Here is a 25678-nt window from a genome sequence, read left to right as displayed (position 1 = left end):
GGTGAGTCTGGCCACTTGCGGGGCTGTCGGGGCGGGTGGGGTGGGGAGAATTGCCGCCCGTGGACGCCGTATCGCTGAGTACTCTGCTGGCCGCCGCCGCGATGGCGGGGTGGGTTGACGCCGTGGTCGGTGGTGGTGGGTTGTTGCTGCTGCCGGCGTTGCTGGTGGCGGCGCCGGGGTTGCCGGTGGCCACCGCGTTGGGCACGAACAAGTTGGCTGCGATCTTCGGGACGACCACGGCGGCGGCGACGTACGCGCGGCGGACCGAGGTGGACTGGCGGGTGGTGGCGCCGGCGGCGGGGCTGGCGGTGGTGAGTGCGGGGGTGGGTGCGGCGTTGGCCGGGGCGGTGCCGGCGTCGGCGTACCGGCCGGTGGTGTTGGTCGTGTTGGTGGCGGTGGCGGTGTTCGTGTTGCTGCGTCCCCGGTTGGGGGTGGTGGCGTTGCCGCGGCGGCGGACTCCGGTGCGGGTGGTGGCGGCGGTCGTGGTGGCGGGGGTGGGCATTGCCCTGTACGACGGGTTGATCGGTCCGGGTACGGGGACGTTCTTGGTGTTGGCGTTCACGGCTCTGGTGGGCGCGGATTTCGTGCATGGTTCGGCGATGGCGAAGGTGGTCAACGCGGGGACGAATCTGGGTGCGTTGGTGGTGTTCGGGGTGACCGGGCATGTGTGGTGGTTGCTGGGGGCGGCGATGGCGGTGTGCAACGTCGCGGGGGCGGTGGTGGGGGCGCGGATGGCGTTGCGTCGGGGGTCGGGGTTCGTGCGGGTGGTGTTGTTGGTGGTGGTGGTGGCGTTGGTCGCGAAGTTGGGTCACGACCAGTGGGTGGCGCGCTGATGTCGGTGCGGGCGGAGCACGACCGGGGGGTGTTGGCGCGGTTGCTGGGGCGTGACCCGGTGTTGCACGCGTACCAGTTGGGTGACCTGGACGATTTCTTCTGGCCGTACACGTCGTGGTTTCGCCTGGATGATCAGGTGGTGTTGCTGTATCACGGTGGTGACCTGCCGACGTTGTTGGCGTTCGGCGCGCCGGCGGACAGGGCGGCGTTGTCGGTGTTGCTGGGGCAGGTGGCGCCGGTGCTGCCGGCGCGGTTGTACGCGCACCTGTCCCCCGGCCTGGGCGATGCCCTGGCCGGGTCGTTCCGGTTGACGCCCGGTGGCCGGCATCACCGGATGGCGTTGACCGATGCGGGGCGGCTGGGTGCGGTGGCCCCGGCGGGGGTGGTGCTCGGTGTGGCGGACCTGCCGCAGGTGCGGGAGTTGTACGCGCGGGCGTACCCGGGGAACTGGTTCGACGAGCGGATGGTGCGGACCGGGCAGTATCTGGGGATCCGCGACGGGGGTGCGCTGGTCGCGGTGGCGGGGGTGCACGTGTTCTCCCCGGCGTACGGGGTGGCGGCGTTGGGTAACGTCACGACGGATCCGCGGTGGCGGGGGCGGGGGTTGGGCGCGTCGGTGGTGGCGGCGTTGTGTGTGCGGCTGCTCCAGAGCGTGGAGCACGTGACGTTGAACGTGAAGGCCGACAATGTGGTGGCGGTGCGCCTGTACGAGCGGGTGGGTTTCAGCCGGGTCGCCGACTACGACGAGTGGATGTTGACGGCTTCAGGCGCGGCGGCTGGGTGAGTCGAAGCGGCCGGCGCGGATCTCGCGCAGGGCGCGGCGGCGGGTGTCGCCGCGCAGGGTGTCGACGTAGAGGGTGCCGTGCAGGTGGTCGGTCTCGTGTTGCAGGGCGCGGGCGAGGAATCCGCTGCCGGCGATGGTGAGGGGCTCGCCGTGTTGGTCGACGCCGTGGGCGGTGGCGTGCAGGGCCCGGACGGTCGGGAAGTAGAGGCCGGGGATGGACAGGCAGCCCTCGTCGTCGTCCTGGAGGTCGTCGGAGAGTTCCAGGGTGGGGTTGATGAGGTGGCCGCGGTGCCCGTCGGCGTCGTAGACGAACACCTGGGCGCTGACGCCGATCTGTGGTGCGGCGACGCCGGCGCGGCCGGGGGCGCCGAGGAGGGTGTCCATCAGGTCGGTGACGAGGGCCCGTAGCTCGGCGTCGAAGGTGGTGACCGGGTCGCATTCGGTGCGGAGGACGGGGTCGCCGATGATCCGGATGGGCCGCATGGTCATGGGGGCAGTTTATCGCCGGTCGTGGTGGGTTTCGTGTCCGGCCAGGGTGGCGCGGATCGGTGCGGTCTTGGCGGCGGCTTCGGCGACTTCGGCGTGGGCGTCGCTGTCCCAGGTGATGCCGCCGCCGGCCCAGGTGTGCAGTAGGTCGGTGTCGGCGGCGGCGGTGCGGATGGTCAGGCCGAGGTCGATGTGGCCGGGGGTGACCCAGCCGAGTGCGCCCATGCTGGCGCCGCGGCCGACGGGTTCGAGGGTGGTGATCTGGGTGAGGGCGGCGTGTTTGGGTGCGCCGGTGACGGAGCCGCCGGGGCAGGTGGCGCGGAGGAGGTCGGCGAGGCCGAGGCCGTCGGCGGCGGTGGCGCGGACGGTGGACTCGGCCTGCCACAGGTCGCACCAGCGGCGCACGGTGAACAGGTCGTCGACGGTGACGGTGCCGGTGCGGGCGATGCGGGCGAGGTCGTTGCGTTCCAGGTCGACGATCATGATGTGTTCGGCGCGTTCCTTGGCGCTGGCGAGCAGTTCGGTGTGGCCGGTGGGGGTGGCGGGGCGGGTGCCCTTGATGGGTCGGGTGATCAGGTGCCCGTCGGTGACCTCGATGAGGGTTTCCGGGGAGGCGCAGCCGATGGCCCAGCCGTCGCCGGTGAGGACGCCGCCGTAGCGGGCGCCGGGGAGGGCGCTGAGGCGGCGCAGGGCGGGCAGGGGGTCGCCGGTGTAGGGGGCGGCGGCGTGTCCGACGAGGTTGGTCTGGTAGACGTCGCCGCGGCCGATGGCGGCGCGGACGGCGTCGACGGCGTCGGCGTGTTGGCGGGGGGTCCAGCTTTCGGTCCACGGGCCGAGCCACCAGGGGGTGGGTGCGGCCGGTGGGGTGGCGCGGGTGGGGCCGTGTTCGTAGACGACGACGGTGAGGTCGGGGAGGGTGGGCGCGGGTTCGGGGGCGGTGGTGGGTGCGCCGGCCAGGTGCGCGCCGGCGGCGGCGGACAGGTAGAGCGCGGCGCCGCAGACCCCGCTGTGGTGGTGGGTGGGGGCGGGTCGGGTGAGGTCGTGCAGGGGCAGGCCGTGCGCGGCGAGGAACTCCTCGGCGAGGGCGGCGGGGTCGCCGCCGTCGTGGCGGTGCCAGTGCAGGCGTGCGCGTTCGGTGAGCGTGTCGCGGCAGGCGGTAGGCGCTGCGGGGACATCGACCCGCACCTGTGGGAGCGTTTCCACGCCGTATGGTCCGACCTTCCTCATCCGTTCAGTGGATTTCCCGTGCGCCAGGCCGAGACCTGCTCGTTGCTGGACACTTTCGCTTGGTACTGTGCGTCACTGGTCATGTGAACCATGACACAGTGCCCCCACAGTCCGGAGACCCTGATGTGCCAGCACCAACCGACCTGCCCCTCCGCTGAAGCCACCGACCGGGAAGCCGCGCGAGTCCTCGCCTGCTTCCGTGAGCAGGGCTGGAGCCTGCTCTGCAACGGTGTGATCGTCTTCGAGGACACCGGCGAGTTGCTTCCCGACGGCAGCAGCATCGCACCGCACCGCGGTCCCGCCCGCCACGCCCTCGTGGCCTGATCGACCACCCAGCGTCACCGTTTAGCCGCCCGTCGGCCCAGGCTAGTCCCCCGGTAAGGGACGTCCCCGCCCAGGCCGCAGCGGCTGCCGGGGCGGCCTGTACCGCCCGCCCCGGCTCGCCCGTTGTCAGTCCTCGAACGCCTCTGGCGACGGGCACGAGCAGACCAGGTTCCGGTCGCCGTACGCGCCGTCGACGCGCCGCACCGGCGGCCAGTACTTCCCGGCCCGGTCCACCCCGGCCGGGTACGCGCCCACCGACCGCGGGTACGGGTGCGGCCAGTCGTCACCGCTGACCATCGCCGCGGTGTGCGGCGCGTTGGCCAGGGGGTTGTCCCCCGCCGGCCACGCCCCGGACCCCACCTGCTCGATCTCCGCCCGGATCGCGATCATCGCGTCGCAGAACCGGTCCAGCTCGGCCAGGTCCTCACTCTCGGTCGGCTCCACCATCAGCGTCCCCGCGACCGGGAACGACATCGTCGGCGCGTGGAAGCCGTAGTCGATCAGCCGCTTCGCGACGTCGTCGACGCTCACCCCGGTCGCCTTCGTCACCGGCCGCAGGTCGAGGATGCACTCGTGGGCCACCAGGCCCTTGTTGCCGGCGTAGAGCACCGGGAAGTGCCCCCGCAGCCGCGCGGCCACGTAGTTCGCGGCGAGGACCGCCACGCCGGTGGCCCGGGTCAGGCCCTCGGCGCCCATCATCCGCAGGTACGCCCACGGGATCGGCAGGATGCCCGCCGACCCGTACTTCGCCGCCGAGATCGCCGGTGTGGCGTCGGCGTGTGCGCCCAGCGGGTCACCGGGCAGGAACGGCGCCAGGTGCGCGCGCACCGCGACCGGGCCGACGCCGGGGCCGCCGCCGCCGTGCGGGATGCAGAACGTCTTGTGCAGGTTGAGGTGGGACACGTCCGCGCCGAACCTGCCGGGCTTGGCGAACCCGACCAGGGCGTTGAGGTTCGCCCCGTCGACGTACACCTGCCCGCCGGCGTCGTGGACCTTCGCGCACAGCGACGCGATGCCCGTCTCGTACACCCCGTGCGTCGACGGGTACGTCACCATGATCCCGGCGAGCGCGTCGCGGTGCTTGTCGATCTTCGCGTCCAGGTCGACGAGGTCGACGTTGCCGTTGTCGTCGCAGGCCACCACGACGACCCGCATACCGGCCATCACCGCCGACGCGGCGTTCGTGCCGTGCGCCGACGACGGGATCAGGCACACGTCGCGGTGCGACTCGCCGCGCGAGGCGTGGTAGGAGCGGATCGCCAACAACCCGGCCAGCTCACCCTGGGACCCGGCGTTGGGTTGCACGCTGACCGCGTCGTAGCCGGTGACCTCGGCCAGCCACGACTCCAACTGGCCGATCATCTCCCGGTACCCGACGGTCTGGGCGTCCGGCGCGAACGGGTGGATGTTCGCGAACTCCGCCCAGCTGACCGGCTCCATCTCGGTGGTGGCGTTGAGCTTCATCGTGCACGACCCGAGCGGGATCATGCCCCGGTCCAGGGCGTAGTCGAAGTCCGACAGCCGCCGCAGGTAGCGCAGCATCGCCGTCTCCGAGTGGTGGCTGCGGAACACCGGGTGGGTGAGGAAGTCACCGCGCCGGGCCAGGTCGACGGGCAGGGCCGCGTCCACGGCCCCGTCGAGGGCGGGCACCTCGAACGCCTCCCACACCGCGCGCAGGTGCGCGTCGGTGGTCGTCTCGTCGCAGGACACGCCCACCCGGTCGGCGTCGACAAGCCGCAGGTTCACGCCCCGCTGCGCGGCCGCCGCGACGATCCGCTGCGCCCGTGCGGGCACGTGCGCGGTGACGGTGTCGAAGAACGCGACGTCCGCGACGTCCACGCCGCCGGCGCGCAACCCGGCCGCGAGCCGCGCCGCCATGTCATGGGTACGCGTCGCGATGTCCCGCAGCCCGTCCGGGCCGTGGTAGACGGCATACATGCCGGCCATCACGGCGAGGAGCACCTGCGCGGTGCAGATGTTGCTTGTCGCCTTCTCCCGGCGGATGTGCTGCTCGCGGGTCTGCAACGCCAACCGGTACGCCGGGTTGCCGTCCGCGTCGCGGGACACCCCGACCAGGCGCCCGGGCAGCATCCGCTCCAGGCCGGAACGCACCGCCAGGTAACCGGCGTGCGGCCCACCGAAGCCCATGGGTACGCCGAAGCGCTGCGTGGTGCCGGCGGCGATGTCCGCGCCGATGTCCCCCGGCGCCCGCAGCAGCGTCAACGCCAACAGGTCCGCCGCGACCGTGACGAGCGCCCCGACGGCGTGCGCGGCCTCCACGAGGCTGCTGTGGTCGCGCACCGCCCCGGACGCGCCCGGGTACTGCAGGTGCAGGCCGAAGAACTCACCGGGCAGCTCGTCGCGGTCGACGTCGACGACCCGCACGTCGATGCCGAGCGGCTCGGCCCGGCTGGTGATCACCGCGATGGTCTGCGGCAACGCGTCGGCGTCGACGACGTACACCCGGCTCTTGCTCTTGGAGGCCCGCCGCGCGAGGGTCATCGCCTCGGCGGCGGCGGTGCCCTCGTCGAGCATCGAGGCGTTCGCGGTGGCCAGGCCGGTCAGGTCGGTGACCATCGTCTGGAAGTTCAGCAGCGCCTCCAGGCGGCCCTGGCTGATCTCCGGCTGGTACGGCGTGTACGCCGTGTACCAGGCCGGGTCCTCCAGCACGTTGCGGCGGATCACCGCCGGGGTGTGCGTGCCGTGGTACCCCAGCCCGATCATGGAGACGGCGACGGTGTTGCGGGCCGCCAGGGTGCGCAGCTCGGCGAGCGCCTCGGCCTCGGTGGCCGGGTCCGGCAGGTCCAGGGTGCCGTGCCAGCGGATCACCTCGGGGATCGCGGCGTCCATCAGCTCGTCGATCGAGTGATGCCCGACGACCTCCAACATCCGACGCTCGTCGTCGGGGCCGGGACCGATGTGACGGGTGGCGAACTGCTCTGCGGTCATGGGGGCACTCCCGGGGCGAGGTCGACGTGTCGGCCTCCCCCTCTGTCGCACCCCACACGGGGGCGCTCCACAGTGCCTGCCCACGAGGTCCTTTTGCCTGAGAGGTTCCGGGGAGGATTTGCCCCTTCGGCGCCGCCCCGCGTGCTGATCGGGCGGTCTCTCCCACGTGGGTGTTACCGGCATGGTCAACGCTACCAGCGACGGTGTTACAGGCAGATGTCCTACCCCCGGACCGGTGCGGTCACACCCCGACCGGTGCGTCCCCACCCACCCGCGCGGCCAACCGCGGCAACAGGGCACCCAGGGGCGCGTCGACGCGGACCGTGGCGTGGCCGTCACCACGGGTCGGCCCCTGGTTCACGATCGCCACCGGAATGCCCCGTTTCGCCGCCCGGATCACGAACCGGCGCCCCGACATCACCGTCAACGACGACCCGAGCACCAGCACCGACCGGGCCCGCTCCACGGCCGCGAAACACCGCGCCACCCGCTGCGGCGGCACCGTCTCCCCGAAGAACACCACGTCCGGTTTCAGCATCCCCGTGCCGCAGATCGCACAATCCACCGTCCGGAACGCCGCCACCTGCTCGTCGGGGAGATCCACATCACCGTCCGGGTTGACCGCGGCGACGCGGGCCACGAAGTCCGGGTTGGCCTCGCGCAACCGCCGGTCCAGCTCCTCCCGGGAGGTCAGGTTGCCGCAGTCCAGGCAGATCACCTCGTCGAGGCGACCATGCAACTCGATCACCGACGTGCTGCCGGCCGCACCGTGCAGACCGTCGACGTTCTGGGTGATCACCGTCTCGACCAGACCGGCGTGTTGCAACCCCGCCACCGCCCGGTGCCCGGCGTTCGGCGCCGCACCCGCGATCAACCGCCACCCCAGGTGGCTGCGCGCCCAGTACCGCCGCCGGGCCACGGGATCGGTGGTGAACGCCTGGTAGGTCATCGGGGTGTGCCGCCGCGCCACCCCACTGGGCCCCCGGTAATCCGGGATGCCCGACTCGGTGGACAGGCCCGCCCCGCTGAGCACCACCACCCCACCATCGGCCACCAGTGCGCGCACCGCCTCGAAACTGTCCGTCACCCCTCAATGCTGCCTCAACCCGTCGCCCAGCGCCGAACCCCAACGCCCCACCCCACCCCACCCCACCCCGTTGATCATGGAGTTATCGTCGACCGTCGCGGCGTGTCGTGACGACAACCTCATGATCGAACCGCTCGGTTGGGGTGGGGGTGGGGGTGGGGGTGGGGTGGGGTGGGGGTGGCGGGCTACCGCGCGACGGCGTCGGCGACGACGCAGGCGATGTTGTCCGGCCCACCGCGCGCCTGCGCCAGGTCGATCAGCGCACCCACCGCGTCCTCGGGACCGCCGCCGGCACCCAGCGTCGCGTGCAGATCGGCACGCTCCACGACCGCCCACAGCCCGTCGGAGCACAGCAGGTACCGGTCACCGGGCAACGCGGTCCGCAGCGCCAGATCAGCCTCGACCTGCCGACCCCCACCCAGCGCGCGCACCAGCACCGCCCGCTGCGGATGCGCGGCAGCCTCGCCGGAGTCGAGACGACCCTGATCCACCTGGGTCCGCACCCAGGTGTGATCCTGCGTCAGCAGCGACAACTCCCCGCCCCGCAACAGGTACGCCCGGGTGTCACCGACGTGCACCAGCGCCAACTGGGAGCCGCTGCGCAGCAACGCGGTCAACGTGGTGACCGGCTGGTGCTCGTCGGTGGCCAACGCCCCCACGGTGCGGTCGACGTCGGTGACCGCACCGGCCAGCATCGTCAGCAGGTCCACCGCCGGGGTGTCGGCGAGCACCAACGGCAGGAGGGCGTCGATGGCGGCGGCACTGGCCGCAGCCCCACCAGGCCCCCGCATACCGTCGGCGACGGCGAACAGCCGCTCACTGGCGTACGCGGCGTCCTCGTTGCTGTCACGCGCCACCCCGGCGACACAGCCGGCGGCACAGCGAACGGCAAGGTCGGGATTCGACCGAGAGCCGGTGACGTCCCCGTCCAGAAGATGCTCCACGAGGACCGTGGCGAGCCGGGCACGGGCCGCGGTGTCGACGCTGACCTCCCGCCAGTACGCGGCGACCACCTCCGCCGCCGCCGCGGGCCGCAGGGCACACACGACGCGGATCGTCGCCAGCGGCATACCGATACGCCGTAGCTGGGCGACCAACCGAGCCACCGGCAGCTGCTCCGGGTCATAGAGCCGATACCCGGACTCAGGATCGACAGCGGCCGGCAGCAGGAGCCCCACCTGCTCGTACAGGCGCAGCGCCTTCGGCGTCAGCCTCGCCGCCCGGGCGAACACCCCGATGGTCCACAACCCCACGTCGCCATCCTCCTCGCGCCGGTCACGGCGACCGGCACACCCCAGGCTCAGGGTTACCCGAAGGTCAAGGTCAAGCCGCCGGCACCCACGGCGCCGGTAGGTTGGGCGCATGCGTGTCGTCATCGCCGGAGGCCACGGCAAGATCGCCCTACTGCTGCACCCCCACCTCGCCGGGCGCGGTGACACCGCCGTCGGCCTGATCCGCAACCCCGCGCAGGCCGCGACGCTGCGCGCCGCCGGCGCCACCCCCGTCGTCTGCGACCTGGAACACACCTCGGTCACCGAACTGGCCGCGCACCTGCACGGCGCCGACGCGGTGATCTTCGCCGCGGGCGCCGGACCCGGCAGCGGCGCCGCCCGCAAGGACACCGTCGACCGGGCCGCCGCCGCCCTGCTCGCCGACGCCGCCACCCACGCCGGTGTCCACCGCTACCTGCTCGTCTCCTCGATGGGTGTGGACGCCCCACCCGCCGCCGGCACCGACGACGTGTGGGCGGCGTACCTGCGCGCCAAACGCGCCGCCGAGGACGACCTGCGGGACCGTGACCTGGCCTGGACGGTGCTGCGGCCCGGCCGGCTCACCGACGACCCACCCACCGGGCAGGTCACCCTCACCCGACACGCCGGGCGGGGCGCGATCAGCCGCGCCGAGGTCGCCCACGTCCTCGTCGCCCTGCTCGACGCACCAGCCACCACCGGTGCGACCCTGGAACTCGTCAGCGGGCCCACCCCGATCGCCGACGCCATCCGCGCCGCCACCACCTGACCAGTGACCTTTCAGCGGAGCACCCGGGCAGGGCATCGCACCCCACCCGGGACGCTCACCGCTGCTGGTGGCGCGGCAACGCCGACTGACCCACCACACCGCCGACGAACGGCGCCCCCGGCGTCTCCGCCGCGATCCGATCCATCGTCCGGGCCAACTGCTCACTGCCGTCATCGAGATGCCGCGCCGCCGCCTGCATGTGCGACACCATCATCTCCCCGAAGATCCGCAACGCCTCCCGGGTCGCCACCGTGTCGTCGAAGCTCGACCCCGCCGCGCTGCGGTACTCCGCCACGGCCCGCTCCGCCTCCTGCTTCGCCTCCGCCTCCGCCGCGTGCAGGTAACTCTCGTACTGCACCCGGGCGTACTCGGCGACCCGCCGCGCGTAGTCATGCGCCTGCGCGATGATCTGCTCCGCCTCCCGCTGCGCCGCGGACAGCAGATTCACCTCCCGCGCCGCCGGGACCTTCCCCGCCGACCCCGTGCTCGGAATCACCCCATGGCGGTGCAACTCCACCCGGTCGGTCAGCCGCTCGTTCTCCGCCCGCAACGTCGCGATCTGCGTCGCCAACACATCCAACTCGTCGGCGATCTGCATCCGGAACCGGTCCACGTCGGCGTTGTCGTAGCCACGCCGCGCGAACGACGCCGCCCCGAACTGCCACCGCCGAACCCGGTCGGCGGTCATCCGCACCTGCACCGCGCCGGAAACCTGCATCCCGTCGTACCGGCTGATCGGGGTCGCGCTCACCTGTGCCCACCTCCCGAAACGTCACCGACCGGCGCCTGCTGCACCGCCGTACGCCACGCCGGGCCGTACCACTGCTCACCCAGGCCCTCGTGGTGCACCTGACCCGCGTGGAAACCCGCCTGCAGCAACGCCCGCACCGCGTACGACACCATTTCGTCCGACCCACACACGAACACGTGCCGGGAACGCCAGTCACCATCGGCCAACGCCCGATCCACCGCGTGCACGAACTCCCCGGGCCGGTTCACATCGGCACCCACCACATAGGTCACCGTCAACCACGGATACGACGACGCCAACTTGTCGATCGCATCGCTGTCATAGAGCTCACTGCGGGAACGCGCCGCCACGTACAGATCCACCCGCCGACGCGAACCCTCCGCCGCGACCTGCTCCACGAGCGCCTTCACCGGCGCCCACCCGGTCCCCGCGACCAGCAGCAACAGGTCACTGGAACCCGCCGACCACAACCCCAGCCGCTCCCCGACCGGCGCCGCCAGGTGGATCCGATCCCCCACCGCCGACCCGTAGACCAACCGCGACGACACCGCACCACCCGGCGCGGCCCGCACATGCAACTCCAGGGTGCCGTCCGCGCGCGGCGCGTTCGCCGGCGAGTAGTACCGCCACGAACGCACCGACGGATGCGACACCCCGATCGACTGACCCGGGGTGAACGGCAGCAGGTACTGCGGACGCACCGTCAACACCGCCACGTCGAACGCCCGCCGCTCGTGCGCCACGATCTCCGCCACCCACCACGGCGGGTTCACCGCCTCGGCGGCCTGCGCGGCCTCCACCATCACCTGAGCCACCAACCCGTACGCGGCCGCCCAGTCCGCGGCCAACTCGTCGGTCCACTGCTCGGCGAGGAAATGCTGCAACGTCGCCAACAGCGCCTCACCGACAGCCGGGTAGTGCTCCGCGCGGACCGCGAACTTGCGGTGGTCCGCGCCCAGATCCTGCAGGAACCCCACAAGCCGGTCCACCTGGTCCACGTTGGACACGATGTGCCCCAACGCGGTCACCAGGCGGTCCCGCTGCCCGGCCATGTTCGTCGGGAACATCTGCCGCGTCTCAGGATGAGCGAGAAACAACGTCGAGTAGAAATAGAGCGGCACCTGATCGCCGTGCTCGGCGACCACCGACCAGCTCCGCTTGAGTTGGGCCGCGTCCACGCTCAGGCGCCCGACCGGTCTCCGGAGGCCACCACCTGGTCCTGCACCTGACCCAGCACCGTCTGCACGTCGGCCAGGATGTCCGCCGGCACACCCAACTCCGTCAGCGTCGCCAGGAGGTACCCGCCCACCTTCACGTAGTGCTCCACCGGGATGTTCAACGGCTGGTGCGCCTCGGCCAACCCACGACCGGTGTACTCGTCCGGACCACCCAACACCGTGGTCAACATCAACGTCAGGTGCCGCCGCTGACCCACCATGTCCACATCGGCGAAATAGCCCGCAGCAGCCGGGTCGGCCAACACCTTGTCGTAGAACAGATCAACAGCCGCCTTGACCGAGCTGGCACCACCAATACGGTCGTAGTGCGACTTCGGGGCAGCCTCTTCGGTAACCGTCACGGTCGTTCCTCCGGGGGGAAGGGTCGATAACCGTGACGGACCATAGCGTGTCAATCGCCCGGGGTCATTGCCCCCCTATCGCGTTCCCGACAATGGCCCGAAACGCAGCGTCACCACTACCGACGAGTATCTCCACAGTCGGCAACGAGAACGACACCCAACGTGTCCACAGTGGACGGAAGCCACCCACCGACTCCACCCGCCGTCACCGACGGTCGCGAAAAAACCAACCGAAAAAACCGAACGCCCCGCGCTCAGCCAGCCCGCCGCCGAGCCCGCCGCGCCGCCAACTCGTCACCCACCGGATCCGACCCCGACGCCACCACGGACTCCACCGGAGCGCTCGTCGCCGGCTCCGCCGGCAGATGCGACAACGACCCCTGGATCTCCTTGAACGCCCCACCGATCGCGATCCCGAAGACACCCTGGCCACCCTGCAACAGGTCGACCACCTCCTCCGGGGACCGGCACTCATACACAGTCGTCCCATCGGAGATCAACGTGATCCCGGCCAGATCCTCCACACCACGCGACCGCAGCGCCTCGATCGCCTTACGGATGTTCTGCAGGGACACCCCCGCATCCAACAACCGCTTCACGACCTTCAACACCACCAGGTCCCGGAACGAATACAACCGCTGCGTCCCCGAACCGGAGGCATCCCGCACACTCGGCACCACAAGCGCCGTCCGCGCCCAGTAATCCAACTGCCGGTAACTGATGCCCACCGCGTGGCAGGCCGTCACACCCCGGTAGCCGACCGAACCGTCACCCTCAGCCGCCACACCTGGCGACGAGGCACCCGGCTCGTCGAACTCCCTACCTGGATCGGGATCCTGCGGCTCGTGCATCCGGACAACCTCCCCCGTCAGTGTGGCAACGCGTCGTTTCCTTCAACGCGCACCCCTCGACACGGCAACCCTATAGCCACCTTCAGGGGTTACCACGGAGGAACCGACACGACACGCCGCGCAGCCACCAAGAAAGATCACCAACCGCACGGGGAAGCACCCCCAGCGACACCCGGGAGCAGAGCCCACGGCCCACCTCAGCCCGCGAAGTCCTCCGGACGCACCTGCTCCAGGAACTCCCGGAACTTCTCCACCTCGTCCTCCTGCTCATCAGGAATGACGATCCCCGCCTCGCTGAGGACCTGCTCAGCACAACGAATCGGCGCACCGACACGCAACGCCAACGCGATCGAATCGCTCGGCCGCGCCGACACCCGCACCCCATCACCGATCAACAGATCCGCGTAGAACACGTTCTCCTTGAGCTCGGTGATCTCCACCGCCTGCAAGGGCGCCTTCAACGCCGCCAACACGTCCCGCAGAAGATCATGCGTCAACGGCCGAGCCGGCTTGACCCCCTGCTGCTCATAAGCGATAGCCGTGGCCTCGACCGCGCCGATCCAGATCGGCAGATAGCGGTCCCCCTCGACCTCCCTGAGCAGGACGATCGGCTGGTTGCTAGGCAGCTCCACCCGAACTCCGACCACGCTCAGCTCGCGCACCGCCGCCTCCGTGTCGTTGTCACCTACGCCGCACCGCGCCCTTCCCTGCACGGTACACGGACCGCGACACGGTCGTCCCGTGCGCTACCGCACCACGCCCGCGCCAGAGAGGGGTTACCCCGGCAAGCCTACGGCACGCTTCCCGGAAGAGATCTTTCCGCTCAGCCACCACCCACCGGGCACCCTCACCGACCCAACGTCGACCGCAAACCCACCCGCACCAACGCCGCGTGCAGCTGCTCCGACAACGCCACCAACTCACGCGCCGTCTCCGCCGCCCGAGCCCGCGCCGCCGGATCACTCTGCCGCGCCAACGGCGCCACCAACTGCGCGAACAAACCAACCTCACGGTCCGCCGCCGTCCGGTAACCCCGCAGATGCCGCGGCTCCAACCCGTACGACGCCAACCCCGCCACCGCCGAAGCGATGATCAACGCATCCGCGTCATACCAACCCGGCGGATCCGACACCAGCACACCGAGCCGCTCCAACTCCACCAACGTCGACTCGTCGATCCCACTGCGCGCCACCAGATCCGCCCGGCCGAGCCGCACCTGCGACGACTCGGCCGGCTCCACCGACTCACGACCCGGCACCGCACCATCAGGACCAACCGCCACCAACGCAGGCCGCGACCGCCCCGGCTGCTCACCAGACGAATCCCACTGCGCCAACTGCTCACGGATCACCCGCAACGGCAGGTACTTGTCCCGCTGCGCGGTCAACACGAACCGCAACCGCGCCACATCGTCCCAGCTGTACTTCCGGTAACCCGCAGCCGTCCGCTGCGGCTCGACCAGACCCTCAGCCTCAAGAAACCGCAGCTTCGAAATCGTGGTGTCCGGGAAATCCACCCGCAACTGCCCAAGCACCTCACCGATGCTCATCAGCGGCTCAGACCGAGCCGCTCCGGGTGACATGGAGGCAGCAGGCTCGTTCACCCCCGGCCGGCCTCCTCCTCCGGGCGCGGACCGGCGATGAACACCACCCGGAACTTACCGATCTGAACCTCGTCACCATTGCTCAACGTGGCCGCCTCAACCCGCTCACGATTCACGTACGTGCCATTCAGGCTACCCACGTCCCGCACCGTGAACGTCCCACCATCACGGTGGAACTCCGCGTGCCGACGCGACACCGTCACGTCGTCGAGGAAGATGTCACTGTCCGGATGCCGGCCACTCGTCGTCACATCGTGGTCCAACAGGAACCGGGCACCCGCATTCGGGCCTCGACGAACCACCAGCAGCGCCATACCCGGCGGCAACGAGCCGGACATCCGGCTCGGCACCACATCGGTGTCCGGCCCTTCCAGCACTTCGTCGAGCGAACCGAGATTGAGCGTCGAAGTGACGTCGAGCGGGGGGAACTCGTCGTCTGGCCGCGTCATGGGACCACCTCACGGATCTGTTCGGTCGGCGTCGGGTAATGGCGGGTCTGGCCGCCGGGCACTTGTACACCCGGCGGCTGGCTCCCCGTGCCCGGGAAGGCAATTCCGCAACGCTCAACTATTTGGGTTCTCGGTCGACCTGGCGAGCCTAGCCAGCGCCGAAATGCAGGGCAACCGGACGCGCGCACACAGCCCACGCACCGGATCACGCACACTCAGCCTTCGGTGATCTTCTGATAAGCGGCCGCCGTCAGCAACCCATCCGTCGCCGTCGGATCGTTCGGCGTGATCTCCACCAACCAACCCGCACCGTACGGATCAGTGTTGATCAGCTCCGGTGTGTCACCCAACGCCTCGTTGGACGCCACCACCGTACCGGCGACCGGCGCGTAGATCTCCGACACACTCTTGGTCGACTCGATCTCACCCAACGAGTCACCGGCCGCGACCACCGCACCCGCCTCGGGCAACTGCACGTACACGATGTCACCCAGCGCGTCCTGCGCGAAGTGCGTGATACCGACCCGGATCGAAGCCGTGCCGTCACCCGCCACCCACTCATGCTCGGCGGTGTATCGCAGATCCTCAGGAATCACCAGACGCGTCCTTCATCCATCGGTGCCCCGGACCACCCGGGCCCGGCGCGGCCGCGCCGGTCAGGAGACCGGACGGGCGTGTTCCAACTTGATCGGCGCGTGCAGCGCCGAAACCTCGGCAACCTCACGCTCCCCAAACGTCACGTTACCGCCGACACCTCGGACCGACGCCACCACCCCACCAGGAATGTTCAACGCCGTACGCATCGTCGCCGGATCACCGATCACCGTGATCGTGTACGGCCCCGTCAACCGACGCCCCTCCACCATCAACGACCCGTTGTCCCCATCGAGGAAGTACGTCGACGCGATGATCCGCACCGTCGCCCGGTCACCACCGGAGATCTGCATCGCCTCCGCGCCCGCACCCCGCAACTCCTGCACCGCGTCGAGCACCCGCGTCGCCGTGATCGGCTTGACACCGGAGTCGAACTGCACAGTCAACCCCGGCCCCACCGCCGGCAACGTACCCGCCAGGATGCCCAACTCGTTCGCCCGACGCGTCGCCTCGTCCAACGCCGCCTGACGACCCTGCTCACCCGAGGCCAACTGCCGCTGACTGTCTTCCAGAGCCCGAATGTCCTGCTGCAGACGACTCTCCCGCGCATCCAGATCCGACAGAATCCGCACCAGGTCCTCCTGGCGCGTCGCCCCCAACGTCGGATCCGTCGACGTCGTCTTCAACTGCACGACCAACGTGAAACCCAGCAGCACCAACAACGCCACGATCATCACACCGGCCGTACTCCACCGGAACCGACCCGCCGCCACCGGTCGCGCCGCCACCGGCTCCCCGGCCGGCTCGGCCAACCCGTCCGACACCGGCTCCGGCCCTACCGACCGCGACACCGCAGCCCCCGGCCGCGACACCGCGTTCAGGTCCACCGTCGCGCCCTCGTCGACCCCCTCCACCGCGGGCTCGTCGTCCGGCCGCTCCCCCGGCACCGCCGGCTCCTGCGGGGCCAACGGGCTCAACTCGTCCGGATCCGGCGCGTCCGGACGAGGATCGGGCTCACCCGCCGGCCCACCCGGGCGCGTCGGCCCACCCGGCTGCGGCCACCCGGTCCCCGTGTCGCTCTGCTCATCACTCATCGCTGTCAACCTACGCCCGGAACAGGTGCCGACGGATCGCCGCCACGTTGCCGAAGATGCGGACACCCAACACGACGACCACACCCGTGGACAACTGCCCGCCCACCCCGAGCTGGTCACCCAGATACACGATCAGACCAGCGACCAACACGTTCGAGATGAACGACACCACGAACTGCTTGTCGTCGAAGATGCGGTCCAACCGGGCCCGCACCCCACCGAACACCGCGTCCAACGCGGCCACCACAGCGATCGGCAGGTACGGCTGCAACGCCGCCGGCACCGTGGGATCAAGCCACACACCCAGCACCACACCGGCAAGCAACGCCAGCACCGCGATCATCGGCCACCTCCCGAGGGGCTAACGGTCGTCGTCGGACCGGACGACCCAGGACTGCCGGACCGGACACCCGACGCGGAAGGGCTCGGACTGACCGACGGCTTCGCGTAGCGTAGCTGCGGCTCCGGAGCCGCCGGCAGGGTGAGGTCATCGGCCTCCCGCACACCGAACGACAACCCGGTCTTCTGCGCGACCTCCCGCATCACGTCCGCGTTGCGGCTGTTCTCGAACTTGCGCCGCAGCGAACCCGGCCCGACCGCCGACACCTCGTACGGCCCCATCACCGGACGGAAGTCCACAAGGATCGCGTCACCCGCCGTACGGATCGTCGACGTCGAGGTCAACCGCTGCCCATTGATGGCGACCGCCTCCGCACCGGCACTCCACAACGCGTTCGCCACACCCTGCAGATCGCTGTACAAGACCCGCGACGGCCCCGCACCGGCACCCGTCACCGCGTCCGCGTTCTCCGGCCCGTCCGCCAACCGCACCACCACACCGTCGCCGCGCACCCGACCCAGGCCGGTGCTCGCCTCCAGGTCCCGCAGCCGTGCCGCCGCCGACCCGCTCAACGCCGCGTCTCGCTGCCGACTGACCTCCTCGCGCAGCTGATCCGCGCGGGTGGACAACCGGTCGGTCTGACCCTCCCGCTCCTTGATCTGCGCGACCAGACCGGAACGAGCCTGGGCCCTCCCCGGCTCGTCCGCCATCGTCTGCCGGTACGCGACCGCGAACAGGAAACCGAGCAGCACCACCACGACCAGACTGACCGACCGCGCCGGCCAGGCCCGCCACCCCCGGGCCGACCCGGTGGACGCCGAGCGCCGTCGCGCCGCCGCCGCATCCGCGTACCCCGGATCGAGCGGGTTGCGGAACAACTCGGTGAGGAAGTCCGGCGCGTACACCCGATCCGGGCGGGGCTTCCCCGACTGCGGCGCGGTCATGCCGCCGCCCCCGGGCCACGTGCCGCGCGCACCAGCCGCGCCGCCTGCACCACGTACATCCCGCCGGCCACCCAGTAGAGCACCAGCCCCCACCACGCCAACGCCCAGCCGATCGCGGCCGTCGCCGTCGCCGCCGCGCTCCACTCGGTGGCCAACAGCAGCACCGGGAACGCCGCCAACAGCAGGAACGTGGCGGTCTTACCGACGTAGTGCACCGGCGGCGGCCCGTACCCGTAGCGGCGGAGCACCGCCAGCGAGCCGAGCAGCAGCAGCTCACGGGCCAGCAGCGCCGCGGTGAACTGCCACGGCACCACCTCCCGCGCGGTGAAGGCGACAAGGGTGGCGAGGATGTAGAGCCGGTCGGCGAACGGGTCGAGCAACTCCCCCAGCCGACTCACCTGGTGCAGACGGCGCGCCATCCAGCCGTCGACCCAGTCCGTGGTGCCGCCGATGGCCAGGACGACGATCGCCGCCACGTCGGCCCGCTCGACCAGGAACAGGTAGAGGAAGAGGGGCACGCCCAGCAGCCGCACGAAGCTGATCAGGTTGGGCAGGGTGAGCACCTGGTTGCCGGGGGCCTGTTCACCGGTGTCCCGCGGTTGCTCTGCCCGAGCCGGACGCGACACCGATCCTCCTCCACGGCACGGACCCTCGGCCGACGTCGGGCGCGGCGGAGGGTCGTACGCGCTGTCGGGCCGGCCCGCGCCGGCTCCCCCTGCGGCCCCGGGTGGGGCCTCTTTCCCTGATCCGGCCCGCGATCTCGAAGATCACGGGCCGGGTAAGTGCGCTGTCACTATATCGGGCCTGCGTCCGCTTGCCCGGCGCCGTCGCGGGTCGTTCGGTGCGGTGTTGTCGCACTGTGGCGTGGATCACCACGCGTAGAGCGTCCTAGGATACTAGTGGGAGCGGCGACTCAGGCCGTCTGTGCCGCCGGATCGGTCTGCTGCTCGGGCACCGCCTGAGTCGCCGCCCGACCGAACGCGACAAGCGCCAGCAACAGATCGTGCTGCGTGCGCGCCGGCATCCGATCCAGCACCGCCTGCACCGCCCGCCGCCGCCGCTCGGCCAGGTCCCCCAACAGCGTCAGCGCCGCCGGGGTGGGCACCAGCCGCACCTCACGCCGGTCGCGGGGATCGGCCACCCGGCGCAACAACCCGGTCGCCTCCAGCCGGTCACAGAGGCGGCTCGCCGACGACGGCACCACGTCCAGCAGCTCCGCCAACCCGTTGACGTTGGTTTCCGAACGGCTGGTGATCAGCGCCAACACCCGCAACTGGGTGGGCGGCACCTGATGCCCCGACGCGGCCGAGTCGAGCACGGCGATCAGTGTCCCGGCGGCCGCGTCGATCGCCGCGGCGAGATCCCCAGGTCGCTCCACCCGATGTCCCCCGCCGTCGTCGCGCTGCTGCCCGCCAGACGCAGCGGCGGCGACCCTCACCTGGCGCCCCGCGCACGCGGGCCGTGCCAGTCCAGACACACCACGACGGCGTCGTCGCGTAGGTCGGAGTCCGCGTGGTAGGCGTGCAGTTCGCGCATCACCGTACCAACCGCCTCGGCCGCCGGCTGCAACCGCGTGGCGCGCAACGAACGCGCCATCACCCGATCCCCGTACGGCTCCTGGCCCGGCGGCTCGGCGGCCCACACCCCGTCGCTGACCACGAACAGGCGGTCGCCCGGCTCGAGGTGCAACTCCTGCACCTCGTAGCGGGTCTCCGCGAACATCCCCAACGGCAACTGCTGATCCAGCTTCATCCGCTCCACAGTCGCCCCGCGCATCCGCAGCAGGTGCGGGGACCCCGCGTCGACCGCCCGGACCCGACCGGTGCGGGTGTCGACGTCGAGCAGCAGGGTGGCCACGTAGCGGCGGCCCCGGTGCTGGTAGAAGACCGTGTCCGAGGCCAGTTCGGCCTGCTCCACCAGGCCGCCCCCGGAGCGACGGGCGTTGCGCATCGCGTTGACCGTGACGGCGGTCAGCATCGACGCGGCCAGCCCGTTGCCCTCGCCGTTGAGCACGGTCAGGGTCAGTTGGTCGCCGTCCAGCGACCAGTCGAAGTGGTCCCCACCCACGGTGTACGCCGGCTCCAGTTGCCCGGCCAACTCGAACGCGTGGTGCGCCACGCTGCGACCGGGCAGCAGATCCCACTGCATCTCGGCGGCCATCGTGAGTCGCTCCCGGCGACGGGCCCGCCGGTACCTGTCGGTCCCCCGGTCCGCCGCGCGCATCGCCACCGCGAGAGCGTCGGCGATGTCGGTCGCCTGGCCGGTCACTGTCGGATTCGGTACGGCCGGCAGCTCGATCAACAGCACGCCCAACCGCTCCCCCCACAGCGTCAACGGCAGGTAGAGCCGGCAGGACCCCTCGCCGGCGGCGTCGCGTACCGGTTGCTGGCTGCTGAAACACCGCTGCGCCATGGTGTGGCAGGCCAGGAACCCGGCCGCCGGCAGGTCCGGGTCCAGGACCGGCCAGAGCCCGCTGATCCGATAGTCGGCGACGAAGACGTCGGTGCGCAGGGCGCCCAGCGTCGATCGGATCGCCTGGTCCGCCGCCTCGGCCAACTGGTCGGGCGGGGCCTCGCGCAGCGCGCGCGACACCACCTCCGGCGGGTCCACCATGCTCGTCCTCTCCAGAAGCTTGCGGTAGGGCAAGCATCATACGGACCACCCGGACGGCGAACCGCTGCGGTCAGTCGTCGCCCCGGGTCGCGAGCACGCCGTGGAACGCGTCGGGCACCGGGGCGGGCGGACCCACCGGCCGCCACCGCGCGACCGGCACGATGCCGTCCACCGTCGGCGCCCAGCGGCCCAGCAGCGGCCCGAACGCGGTCGGTGGGCGCATCCGGAACTGTGGCCCCATCATCGCCAGCGCCTGCGGGTGACCCGCCAGCTCCTCGGTGTCGAAGTCCACCACGAGCAGGCTGCCCGCCGCCGCGCCGGCGTACAGCTCGTCGAGGGTGTGGGTCAGCGTGGTGTCGTCGAGGAACGCCGCCAGCCCGAGGAAGACCACCCCGACCGGCCGGCGGCCCCAGCCCGGCACGAAGCGGTGCAACTGCGCCGGGTCGATCGTGCCGATGTCGGTCGCGTCACCGAAGCCGTAGCCGGCCCGGTCGCTGCCGGCGAGGATGCTCTGCCCCAACCGGATGGTCACCGGGTCGACGTCGGTGTAGAGCACCGTCGCGTCGACGGCGACCTCGTGCACGTTGCCCATCGTCGGCACCCCGGCGCCGAACACCAGGAAACCGTCCACGCCCCGGGCGGCCATGGCCCGCACCGCCCGCCCCAGGAACGCCCGCAGCTCCCGGAACACCGGAGCGCACGGCCCGTACGCCTGCTCGAACGCGCTCGCGGCCGCCACGTCGACCGGGAAGTGGTGCTCCCCGCCGAGCCAATAGTCGATCATGCGGCCGGTGCTCGGCTGGTCCGGTGCACCCATCGACAATCCCCCCTCCGGACCGGTCGCCGTCAGCGTACCGACCCCGGCGCGCTCAGCGGTATCGCGGCGCGGGGACGGTCCCGCCCGCGATACTGGCCCCGAGCGGGAGGTGGGCGGTGAACTCGGCGAACAGCGCGGCGGTGGTGGTCGGCGTGGACGGCTCGCCGCCGGCCCTGCGCGCCGTACGCCTCGCCGCCACCGAGGCGGCCCGCCGGCACCGGCCACTGCGGATCGTGCACGGGTTCGTCTGGCCGCTGCTGCACGTGCCGATCGCCCCCGCCCCGGGCGCGCCACCCGGCGGTGGGCTGCGGCACCGGGCCGAGGAGCTGGTCCAGGCCGCGGTGGCCGAGGCCGAGGCGACCGTAGCGGGGCTGTCGATCTCCGGTGAGATCATCGACGGTGAGGCCGCCGCGGTGCTGGTCGGCGAGTCCCCCACCGCCGCGCTCATCGTGCTCGGCGACCGAGGGCTCGGTGGTTTCTCGGCGCTCGTGGTCGGCTCGGTCGCGGTGCAGGTCGCCGCGTACGCCGACTGCCCGGTGCTCGTGGCCCGCGGCGCGCAACGACCCGACGAGCCGGTGCTTGTCGCGGTGGACGGCTCGCCGGCCTCCCGGCTGGCGGCCGACTTCGCGGCCGAGACAGCCGTGTCGCGCGGCGTGCCGCTGCTGGCGGTGCACGCCTACCGGCACCCCGGCAGCAGCGGCCCCGGCGACATGCAACCCCTGGTGTACGACGAGGCAAAGCTGCACGGCGAACAGGAACGGATGCTCGCCGGGTGGCTGACCGGCCTGACCGAGCAGCACCGGAAGCTGCGGTTGACCTGCCGGGCGGTCCACGGCCGGACCGGCGCCGTGTTGGCCGAGGCGTCCGGCTCCGCGCAACTGGCGGTGGTGGGCGGGCAGGGGCGCGGCGAGGTGACCGGGTTGCTGCTGGGGTCGGTGAGCCAGTCGATGCTGCACCACGCGCGGTGCCCGGTCGCCGTGGTGCACGGCCCCCGCTAGCGCCTGTGGTTCACCGGCCGCCAGACGGGTAGACGGCCGCGGTACGCCGACGACGACGAGGGCGACAGCAGACGCCCAGACCGACGAAGGAGACACCAGATGCCAGGACCACGGCCCGGCAGTAACGCCTACGACAAGCAGCGGGCGCGGTTGCGCAACGCGATCGACGACTCCGGACGTCGGGTGCCCGACGGCAAGGCCAACCAGGTCGCCAACCGGATCCTCCAGGAGGATCGCGGCCAGCGGGGCGTGGTACGCGGCGACCGCGCGTACGGCCCCAAGAGCGAGCGCGAACCGGGCGACCCGAAGTGAGAAGGGTCGACCTTGCCGACGGTGCCATCGCTGGTGCCGTCGGCAGCACCGCGCTGAACGTGGTCAGCTACCTGGACATGGCCCTGCGGGGACGGCCGGAGAGCGACGTCCCGCAGGAGACCGTCGACCGGCTGGCCGGGATCGCGCACGTCAGCCTGGGGTCCGACGGCCGGGCGGCGAACCGTCGCTCGGGCCTCGGGCCGCTGATCGGCTACGGGCTGGGCATCGCCGCGGGCGTCGCGTTCGCGCTCTACGCCGGCGGTCGACGGCAACCACTGCCGGTGGCCACCAGCCTGCTCGGCGCCGGGGTGATGACCATGACCGACGGGTCGATCACCGTGCTCGGGATCAGTGACCCGCGCACCTGGCGGCGCTCCGACTGGATCTCCGACATCATCCCGCACCTCGCCTACGGGCTGACGGCCGCCGCGACCTGGAACAGGTTGCGGCGGCCGTCCGAGCGCGGTCGTTAGTTAGCGGGTGTCGCTGTCGTCCTCGGCCACCGGTTCACCGGCCGGGCCGTACGGCGACACCTGCCCCCTGGGCACCGGCCGACCCTCGTCACCGCGCGACGAGCCACGGTTGCGCGGGTGCCCGGTCGGCGTGGGCCCCTTGCTGTCCTGGCTGGTGGCGCCCTTGGCGTTGCGCCGGAACTCTTCCTGCTGCGGGTTGACCACAGGTGTCTCCCTCCGGGTACGGCGGGCGGCATCGACCGCCTTCCACCGTCGGCATACCCGCCCGCTCCGGCGGCATTCCGACAGCGGTCGCCGGCGCGACGCCTAGCGGGACACCGATGGGGTACCCGATCGGTGTGGGCAACGATCGAACGGTGGTGCGGGTCCTACTGGACCGGCGGGGCCGCACCTACGCGGAGGAGGCCGGCATCCAGCTTGCCGACCGTCCCCGCCCGCTCTACCAACTGCTGGTGCTGACCACCCTGCTGAGCACCCGGATCCGGGCGTGCCTGGCGGTGGACGCCGCGCGGGAGCTGTTCGCCGCGGGCTACCGCACACCGCAGGCCATGGAGGCGGCCAGTTGGCAGGAACGCGTCGACGCGCTGGGCCGGGGTCACTACCGCCGCTACGACGAGCGGACCGCCACCATGCTCGGCACCGGCGCCCGCCTGTGCCTGGACCGCTGGCACGGCGACCTGCGCCGACTACACCGCGAGGCCCCGGGTGACCCCGCCGGGCTGCGGCGACGCCTCACCGAGTTTCCCGGCATCGGCCCCACCGGCGCGGACATCTACCTGCGCGAAGCGCAGACGGTCTGGTCCGACCTGCGCCCGTACGCCGACCGTCGGGCCCTCGCCGGGGCGAAGCGGCTGGGCCTGCCGGGCTCCCCGGACGGGTTGGCCGGCCTGGTCGACGAACCGGACTTCGGCCGGCTCGCCTCGGCGCTGGTGCGGGTGGCGCTCGGCGAGGAGTCCGCCGGCGAGGTCACCCGGGTCGCCGCCCGCTGACCCGCTCACTTCACCGTCTTGTCCCCCGGCCGGGTCAGGTGCCACACCAGCAGCGCGGCGAGCAACGCCAGGACCACCACCCCACCGGAGATCCCGCGGCCCTCCTCGGGGCTGCGGCCGGCGCTGCCGAAGTAGATCACCGCGAGGCCGGCCAGCACCGTGACGAACGTACGCAAACCTCGGTCCTTCACGAATCGCACCGTAGGCAAGCCGCATCCGCCGCGGGTGTTTTCGGCGCTCTTGTCCCCCGTCCGGGCGACCCGGTCACGTGTCGGCCGTGAACCCGCGCAACCGCACCCGACGCACCGCCCGGTCGGCGACCTCCACCACCTCCAGGGTCAGCCCGGGCAGCCGCACCATCTCCCCGGGCTGGCCGGGCAGGTGCCGCAGCCGGGCCAGCACCAACCCGGCCACCGTGGTGTATTCACGGGACAACGGGAAGCGCAACCGCACCCCCAGGTCGGGCAGGTCGTGCAGCGGGAAGTCACCGGGCACCAGCAGGGCGCCGTCCTCCTCCCGGATCACCCCGCGCACGTCCCGGTCGGTCTCGTCGTACAACTCGCCGACCACCTCGGCCAGCAGATCCTCCATGGTGACCAGGCCGTCGATGCCGCCGTGCTCGTCGACCGCCAGGGCCAGTTGCTGATGTTCCTGACGGAGCTGACGCAACGCGTCGGCGACCGGCAGGGTCACCGGCAGCAGCACCGGCGAGCGCACCCGGTCCCCCACCGACGCCGCGCCGGCCTGCACCAGGTCACGGATGTGCACCACCCCGAGCAGCTCGTCCAGGCCGCCGGGACCGGTGACCGGGGCGCGGGACCGCCCGGCGGCGGCGAGCCGGCGGACCCCCTCGTCGGCGGTCAGGCTGGCCGGCAGCGTCATCACCTCCCGCCGGGCCACCAGGATCTCCCGCAACGTCCGGCCGGCGATGTCGAACGCGCCGGTCAGGATCTCCCGCTGCTGGGCCGACAGGCCGCGCTGGCTGGCCAGCATCTCCCGCAGCTCCTCCTCGGTCATCTCCGCGCGGTTGGCCCGCGGGTCACCGCCGGCCAGCCGTACCACCGCGTCGGTGGCCCGGCTGAGCAGCCACACCGCCGGCCGGGACACCCGGGCCAGCAGGTCCAACGGGCCGGCGCTCAGCAACGCCCAACGCTCCGCCCGCTGCATCGCCAGTCGTTTGGGCGCCAACTCGCCGAGCACCAGGGTGACGAACGTCAGCAGTACGGTCACCACCAGCACCGCGGCGGGGCGGGCCAGGCCACCGAGGAAGCCCAACGGACCGACGAGCGGCTCGGACAGCGACACCGCGGCCGCCGCCGAGGCGAGGAAACCGGCAAGTGTGATGCCGAGCTGGATGGTGGCCAGGTAGCGGTTGGGGTCGCCGGACAACCGCACCAGCCGCTCCCCGGCGCGCGACCGTCGCCCCAACCGCCGCAACTGCCCCTCGCGCAGCGTCACCAACGCCATCTCGCTGCCGGAGAGCGCGGCGTTGACAAGCACCAGCACGGCCACCAGCGCCACCTGCACGAGCTGACCGCCCATCGCGCACCCCCGTCCGCCG

At 71.6% G+C, this 25678-nt stretch carries 31 protein-coding genes and 1 riboswitch; of the genes, 8 read left to right on the top strand and 23 right to left on the bottom strand.

The features are described from left to right. The first annotated feature begins 59 nt into the window (after positions 1-59). Entirely contained in the window at positions 60-833 is a 774-nt protein-coding gene (locus ACPXBU_RS32750; protein ID WP_393374784.1) for a sulfite exporter TauE/SafE family protein, read from the top strand. Next, a complete protein-coding gene (locus ACPXBU_RS32745) occupies positions 833-1618 on the top strand; it encodes a GNAT family N-acetyltransferase (RefSeq protein WP_425761141.1) in 786 nt (261 codons plus the stop codon). The genes ACPXBU_RS32750 and ACPXBU_RS32745 overlap by 1 nt, the downstream gene beginning before the upstream one ends. Here ACPXBU_RS32745 and ACPXBU_RS32740 read toward each other — a convergent pair. Then, positions 1598-2107 (bottom strand): peptide deformylase, encoded by a 510-nt coding sequence (locus tag ACPXBU_RS32740; protein WP_393374789.1) that lies wholly within the window; start codon positions 2105-2107, stop codon positions 1598-1600. The genes ACPXBU_RS32745 and ACPXBU_RS32740 overlap by 21 nt on opposite strands. Before the next feature lie 9 nt (positions 2108-2116). Then, positions 2117-3358 carry a chorismate-binding protein gene (locus ACPXBU_RS32735; RefSeq protein WP_425761157.1) on the bottom strand — a complete coding sequence of 414 codons (1242 nt, stop codon included), beginning with the start codon at positions 3356-3358 and terminating at the stop codon, positions 2117-2119. A 96-nt stretch (positions 3359-3454) separates the two neighbouring features. Between ACPXBU_RS32735 and ACPXBU_RS32730 the strand changes: the two genes are divergently transcribed. Beyond that, complete coding sequence (locus ACPXBU_RS32730) at positions 3455-3655, top strand: DUF5999 family protein (protein ID WP_007460326.1); 201 nt, start codon at positions 3455-3457, stop codon at positions 3653-3655. Positions 3656-3781: 126 nt separating this feature from the next. Here the strand turns inward: ACPXBU_RS32730 and gcvP are convergent, their stop codons facing one another. From gcvP to ACPXBU_RS32715, 3 genes are all read right to left on the bottom strand, one after another. Beyond that, positions 3782-6604, bottom strand: coding sequence for an aminomethyl-transferring glycine dehydrogenase (gene gcvP, locus ACPXBU_RS32725; RefSeq protein ID WP_425761140.1), 2823 nt, complete (start codon positions 6602-6604; stop codon positions 3782-3784). Positions 6605-6679: 75 nt separating this feature from the next. Next, positions 6680-6779: riboswitch (glycine riboswitch) on the bottom strand. A 66-nt stretch (positions 6780-6845) separates the two neighbouring features. Then, on the bottom strand, positions 6846-7691 hold the full coding sequence (locus ACPXBU_RS32720) for an NAD-dependent protein deacetylase (protein ID WP_393374795.1): 846 nt from the start codon (positions 7689-7691) through the stop codon (positions 6846-6848). A 185-nt stretch (positions 7692-7876) separates the two neighbouring features. Further along, positions 7877-8944 (bottom strand): MerR family transcriptional regulator, encoded by a 1068-nt coding sequence (locus ACPXBU_RS32715; RefSeq protein ID WP_425761139.1) that lies wholly within the window; start codon positions 8942-8944, stop codon positions 7877-7879. 109 nt (positions 8945-9053) lie between these two features. On the opposite strand from ACPXBU_RS32715, the gene ACPXBU_RS32710 reads away from it, so the two are divergent. Further along, positions 9054-9710 carry an NAD(P)H-binding protein gene (locus tag ACPXBU_RS32710; RefSeq protein WP_425761138.1) on the top strand — a complete coding sequence of 219 codons (657 nt, stop codon included), beginning with the start codon at positions 9054-9056 and terminating at the stop codon, positions 9708-9710. A gap of 55 nt (positions 9711-9765) precedes the next feature. Here ACPXBU_RS32710 and ACPXBU_RS32705 read toward each other — a convergent pair whose 3' ends face one another. From ACPXBU_RS32705 to ACPXBU_RS32635, 15 genes are all read right to left on the bottom strand, one after another. Then, positions 9766-10461, bottom strand: a complete 696-nt coding sequence (locus ACPXBU_RS32705; RefSeq protein ID WP_393374803.1) for a DivIVA domain-containing protein — start codon at positions 10459-10461, stop codon at positions 9766-9768. Next, positions 10458-11639: a globin domain-containing protein gene (locus ACPXBU_RS32700; RefSeq protein WP_393374806.1), complete on the bottom strand. Its 1182-nt coding sequence runs from the start codon at positions 11637-11639 to the stop codon at positions 10458-10460. The genes ACPXBU_RS32705 and ACPXBU_RS32700 overlap by 4 nt, the downstream gene beginning before the upstream one ends. Positions 11640-11641: 2 nt before the next feature. Further along, entirely contained in the window at positions 11642-12040 is a 399-nt protein-coding gene (locus ACPXBU_RS32695; protein ID WP_393374809.1) for a group I truncated hemoglobin, read from the bottom strand. A 254-nt stretch (positions 12041-12294) separates the two neighbouring features. Beyond that, on the bottom strand, positions 12295-12891 hold the full coding sequence (locus tag ACPXBU_RS32690) for a MerR family transcriptional regulator (protein WP_393374811.1): 597 nt from the start codon (positions 12889-12891) through the stop codon (positions 12295-12297). Between the two features lie 197 nt (positions 12892-13088). After that, the gene (locus ACPXBU_RS32685; protein WP_030327706.1) at positions 13089-13553 is read right to left on the bottom strand and encodes a bifunctional nuclease family protein; all 465 of its coding nucleotides are present in this window, start codon (positions 13551-13553) and stop codon (positions 13089-13091) included. 185 nt (positions 13554-13738) lie between these two features. Continuing rightward, on the bottom strand, positions 13739-14440 hold the full coding sequence (locus ACPXBU_RS32680; protein ID WP_354974112.1) for a MerR family transcriptional regulator: 702 nt from the start codon (positions 14438-14440) through the stop codon (positions 13739-13741). A 50-nt stretch (positions 14441-14490) separates the two neighbouring features. Continuing rightward, complete coding sequence (odhI, locus tag ACPXBU_RS32675) at positions 14491-14943, bottom strand: oxoglutarate dehydrogenase inhibitor Odhl (protein ID WP_007071101.1); 453 nt, start codon at positions 14941-14943, stop codon at positions 14491-14493. A 215-nt stretch (positions 14944-15158) separates the two neighbouring features. Further along, positions 15159-15539 carry a glycine cleavage system protein GcvH gene (gene gcvH, locus ACPXBU_RS32670; protein WP_393374815.1) on the bottom strand — a complete coding sequence of 127 codons (381 nt, stop codon included), beginning with the start codon at positions 15537-15539 and terminating at the stop codon, positions 15159-15161. Positions 15540-15599: 60 nt separating this feature from the next. Further along, positions 15600-16631 carry a DUF881 domain-containing protein gene (locus tag ACPXBU_RS32665; RefSeq protein WP_393374816.1) on the bottom strand — a complete coding sequence of 344 codons (1032 nt, stop codon included), beginning with the start codon at positions 16629-16631 and terminating at the stop codon, positions 15600-15602. A 10-nt stretch (positions 16632-16641) separates the two neighbouring features. Further along, positions 16642-16974: a small basic family protein gene (locus ACPXBU_RS32660; protein WP_030327710.1), complete on the bottom strand. Its 333-nt coding sequence runs from the start codon at positions 16972-16974 to the stop codon at positions 16642-16644. Further along, on the bottom strand, positions 16971-17915 hold the full coding sequence (locus ACPXBU_RS32655; protein WP_425761137.1) for a DUF881 domain-containing protein: 945 nt from the start codon (positions 17913-17915) through the stop codon (positions 16971-16973). The genes ACPXBU_RS32660 and ACPXBU_RS32655 overlap by 4 nt, the downstream gene beginning before the upstream one ends. After that, positions 17912-18541 carry a CDP-alcohol phosphatidyltransferase family protein gene (locus ACPXBU_RS32650; protein WP_425761136.1) on the bottom strand — a complete coding sequence of 210 codons (630 nt, stop codon included), beginning with the start codon at positions 18539-18541 and terminating at the stop codon, positions 17912-17914. Before ACPXBU_RS32650 ends, ACPXBU_RS32655 begins: the two co-directional genes overlap by 4 nt. Before the next feature lie 287 nt (positions 18542-18828). Next, entirely contained in the window at positions 18829-19293 is a 465-nt protein-coding gene (locus ACPXBU_RS32645; protein ID WP_425761135.1) for a MarR family winged helix-turn-helix transcriptional regulator, read from the bottom strand. A 56-nt stretch (positions 19294-19349) separates the two neighbouring features. After that, positions 19350-20528, bottom strand: coding sequence for a PP2C family protein-serine/threonine phosphatase (locus ACPXBU_RS32640; protein WP_393374825.1), 1179 nt, complete (start codon positions 20526-20528; stop codon positions 19350-19352). 70 nt (positions 20529-20598) lie between these two features. Then, complete coding sequence (locus ACPXBU_RS32635; protein ID WP_425761134.1) at positions 20599-21345, bottom strand: SAM-dependent methyltransferase; 747 nt, start codon at positions 21343-21345, stop codon at positions 20599-20601. A gap of 116 nt (positions 21346-21461) precedes the next feature. Between ACPXBU_RS32635 and ACPXBU_RS32630 the strand changes: the two genes are divergently transcribed. The 3 genes from ACPXBU_RS32630 to ACPXBU_RS32620 all read left to right on the top strand — a co-directional run bounded on the left by ACPXBU_RS32630 (position 21462) and on the right by ACPXBU_RS32620 (position 23128). After that, entirely contained in the window at positions 21462-22343 is an 882-nt protein-coding gene (locus tag ACPXBU_RS32630) for a universal stress protein (RefSeq protein ID WP_425761133.1), read from the top strand. A 99-nt stretch (positions 22344-22442) separates the two neighbouring features. Further along, the gene (locus ACPXBU_RS32625) at positions 22443-22655 is read left to right on the top strand and encodes a hypothetical protein (RefSeq protein WP_030327717.1); all 213 of its coding nucleotides are present in this window, start codon (positions 22443-22445) and stop codon (positions 22653-22655) included. Then, positions 22652-23128 carry a hypothetical protein gene (locus tag ACPXBU_RS32620; RefSeq protein WP_425761132.1) on the top strand — a complete coding sequence of 159 codons (477 nt, stop codon included), beginning with the start codon at positions 22652-22654 and terminating at the stop codon, positions 23126-23128. Before ACPXBU_RS32625 ends, ACPXBU_RS32620 begins: the two co-directional genes overlap by 4 nt. On the opposite strand, the gene ACPXBU_RS32615 is transcribed toward ACPXBU_RS32620, so the two are convergent. After that, positions 23129-23332, bottom strand: a complete 204-nt coding sequence (locus tag ACPXBU_RS32615) for a hypothetical protein (RefSeq protein WP_393374836.1) — start codon at positions 23330-23332, stop codon at positions 23129-23131. A 116-nt stretch (positions 23333-23448) separates the two neighbouring features. Between ACPXBU_RS32615 and ACPXBU_RS32610 the strand changes: the two genes are divergently transcribed. Beyond that, complete coding sequence (locus tag ACPXBU_RS32610; protein ID WP_425761131.1) at positions 23449-24117, top strand: hypothetical protein; 669 nt, start codon at positions 23449-23451, stop codon at positions 24115-24117. A gap of 5 nt (positions 24118-24122) precedes the next feature. Here the strand turns inward: ACPXBU_RS32610 and ACPXBU_RS32605 are convergent, their stop codons facing one another. Together ACPXBU_RS32605 and ACPXBU_RS32600 are read right to left on the bottom strand one after the other, a co-directional pair. Further along, positions 24123-24308 carry a hypothetical protein gene (locus ACPXBU_RS32605; RefSeq protein ID WP_036410487.1) on the bottom strand — a complete coding sequence of 62 codons (186 nt, stop codon included), beginning with the start codon at positions 24306-24308 and terminating at the stop codon, positions 24123-24125. Positions 24309-24381: 73 nt separating this feature from the next. After that, the gene (locus ACPXBU_RS32600; RefSeq protein ID WP_425761130.1) at positions 24382-25659 is read right to left on the bottom strand and encodes a hemolysin family protein; all 1278 of its coding nucleotides are present in this window, start codon (positions 25657-25659) and stop codon (positions 24382-24384) included. Between the last annotated feature and the right edge of the window lie 19 nt (positions 25660-25678).

This window comes from Micromonospora sp. DT231 (assembly GCF_049847025.1).
In the GTDB taxonomy this organism is placed as follows: Bacteria; Actinomycetota; Actinomycetes; order Mycobacteriales; family Micromonosporaceae; genus Micromonospora.
Note: the sequence above shows the minus strand (reverse complement) of the source record. Positions and strands in the feature narration are given on the sequence as shown.

Coding starts and splice junctions, on each gene's coding strand:
- ACPXBU_RS32635 (WP_425761134.1), bottom strand. CDS start 21,345: ATGGGTGCACCGGACCAGCCGAGCACCGGCCGCATGATCGACTATTGG.
- gcvP (WP_425761140.1), bottom strand. CDS start 6,604: ATGACCGCAGAGCAGTTCGCCACCCGTCACATCGGTCCCGGCCCCGAC.
- ACPXBU_RS32740 (WP_393374789.1), bottom strand. CDS start 2,107: ATGACCATGCGGCCCATCCGGATCATCGGCGACCCCGTCCTCCGCACC.
- ACPXBU_RS32640 (WP_393374825.1), bottom strand. CDS start 20,528: ATGGTGGACCCGCCGGAGGTGGTGTCGCGCGCGCTGCGCGAGGCCCCG.
- ACPXBU_RS32690 (WP_393374811.1), bottom strand. CDS start 12,891: ATGCACGAGCCGCAGGATCCCGATCCAGGTAGGGAGTTCGACGAGCCG.
- ACPXBU_RS32655 (WP_425761137.1), bottom strand. CDS start 17,915: ATGACCGCGCCGCAGTCGGGGAAGCCCCGCCCGGATCGGGTGTACGCG.
- ACPXBU_RS32710 (WP_425761138.1), top strand. CDS start 9,054: ATGCGTGTCGTCATCGCCGGAGGCCACGGCAAGATCGCCCTACTGCTG.
- ACPXBU_RS32610 (WP_425761131.1), top strand. CDS start 23,449: ATGGGGTACCCGATCGGTGTGGGCAACGATCGAACGGTGGTGCGGGTC.
- ACPXBU_RS32660 (WP_030327710.1), bottom strand. CDS start 16,974: ATGATCGCGGTGCTGGCGTTGCTTGCCGGTGTGGTGCTGGGTGTGTGG.
- ACPXBU_RS32745 (WP_425761141.1), top strand. CDS start 833: ATGTCGGTGCGGGCGGAGCACGACCGGGGGGTGTTGGCGCGGTTGCTG.
- ACPXBU_RS32600 (WP_425761130.1), bottom strand. CDS start 25,659: ATGGGCGGTCAGCTCGTGCAGGTGGCGCTGGTGGCCGTGCTGGTGCTT.
- ACPXBU_RS32680 (WP_354974112.1), bottom strand. CDS start 14,440: ATGAGCATCGGTGAGGTGCTTGGGCAGTTGCGGGTGGATTTCCCGGAC.
- ACPXBU_RS32730 (WP_007460326.1), top strand. CDS start 3,455: ATGTGCCAGCACCAACCGACCTGCCCCTCCGCTGAAGCCACCGACCGG.
- odhI (WP_007071101.1), bottom strand. CDS start 14,943: ATGACGCGGCCAGACGACGAGTTCCCCCCGCTCGACGTCACTTCGACG.
- ACPXBU_RS32625 (WP_030327717.1), top strand. CDS start 22,443: ATGCCAGGACCACGGCCCGGCAGTAACGCCTACGACAAGCAGCGGGCG.
- ACPXBU_RS32665 (WP_393374816.1), bottom strand. CDS start 16,631: ATGAGTGATGAGCAGAGCGACACGGGGACCGGGTGGCCGCAGCCGGGT.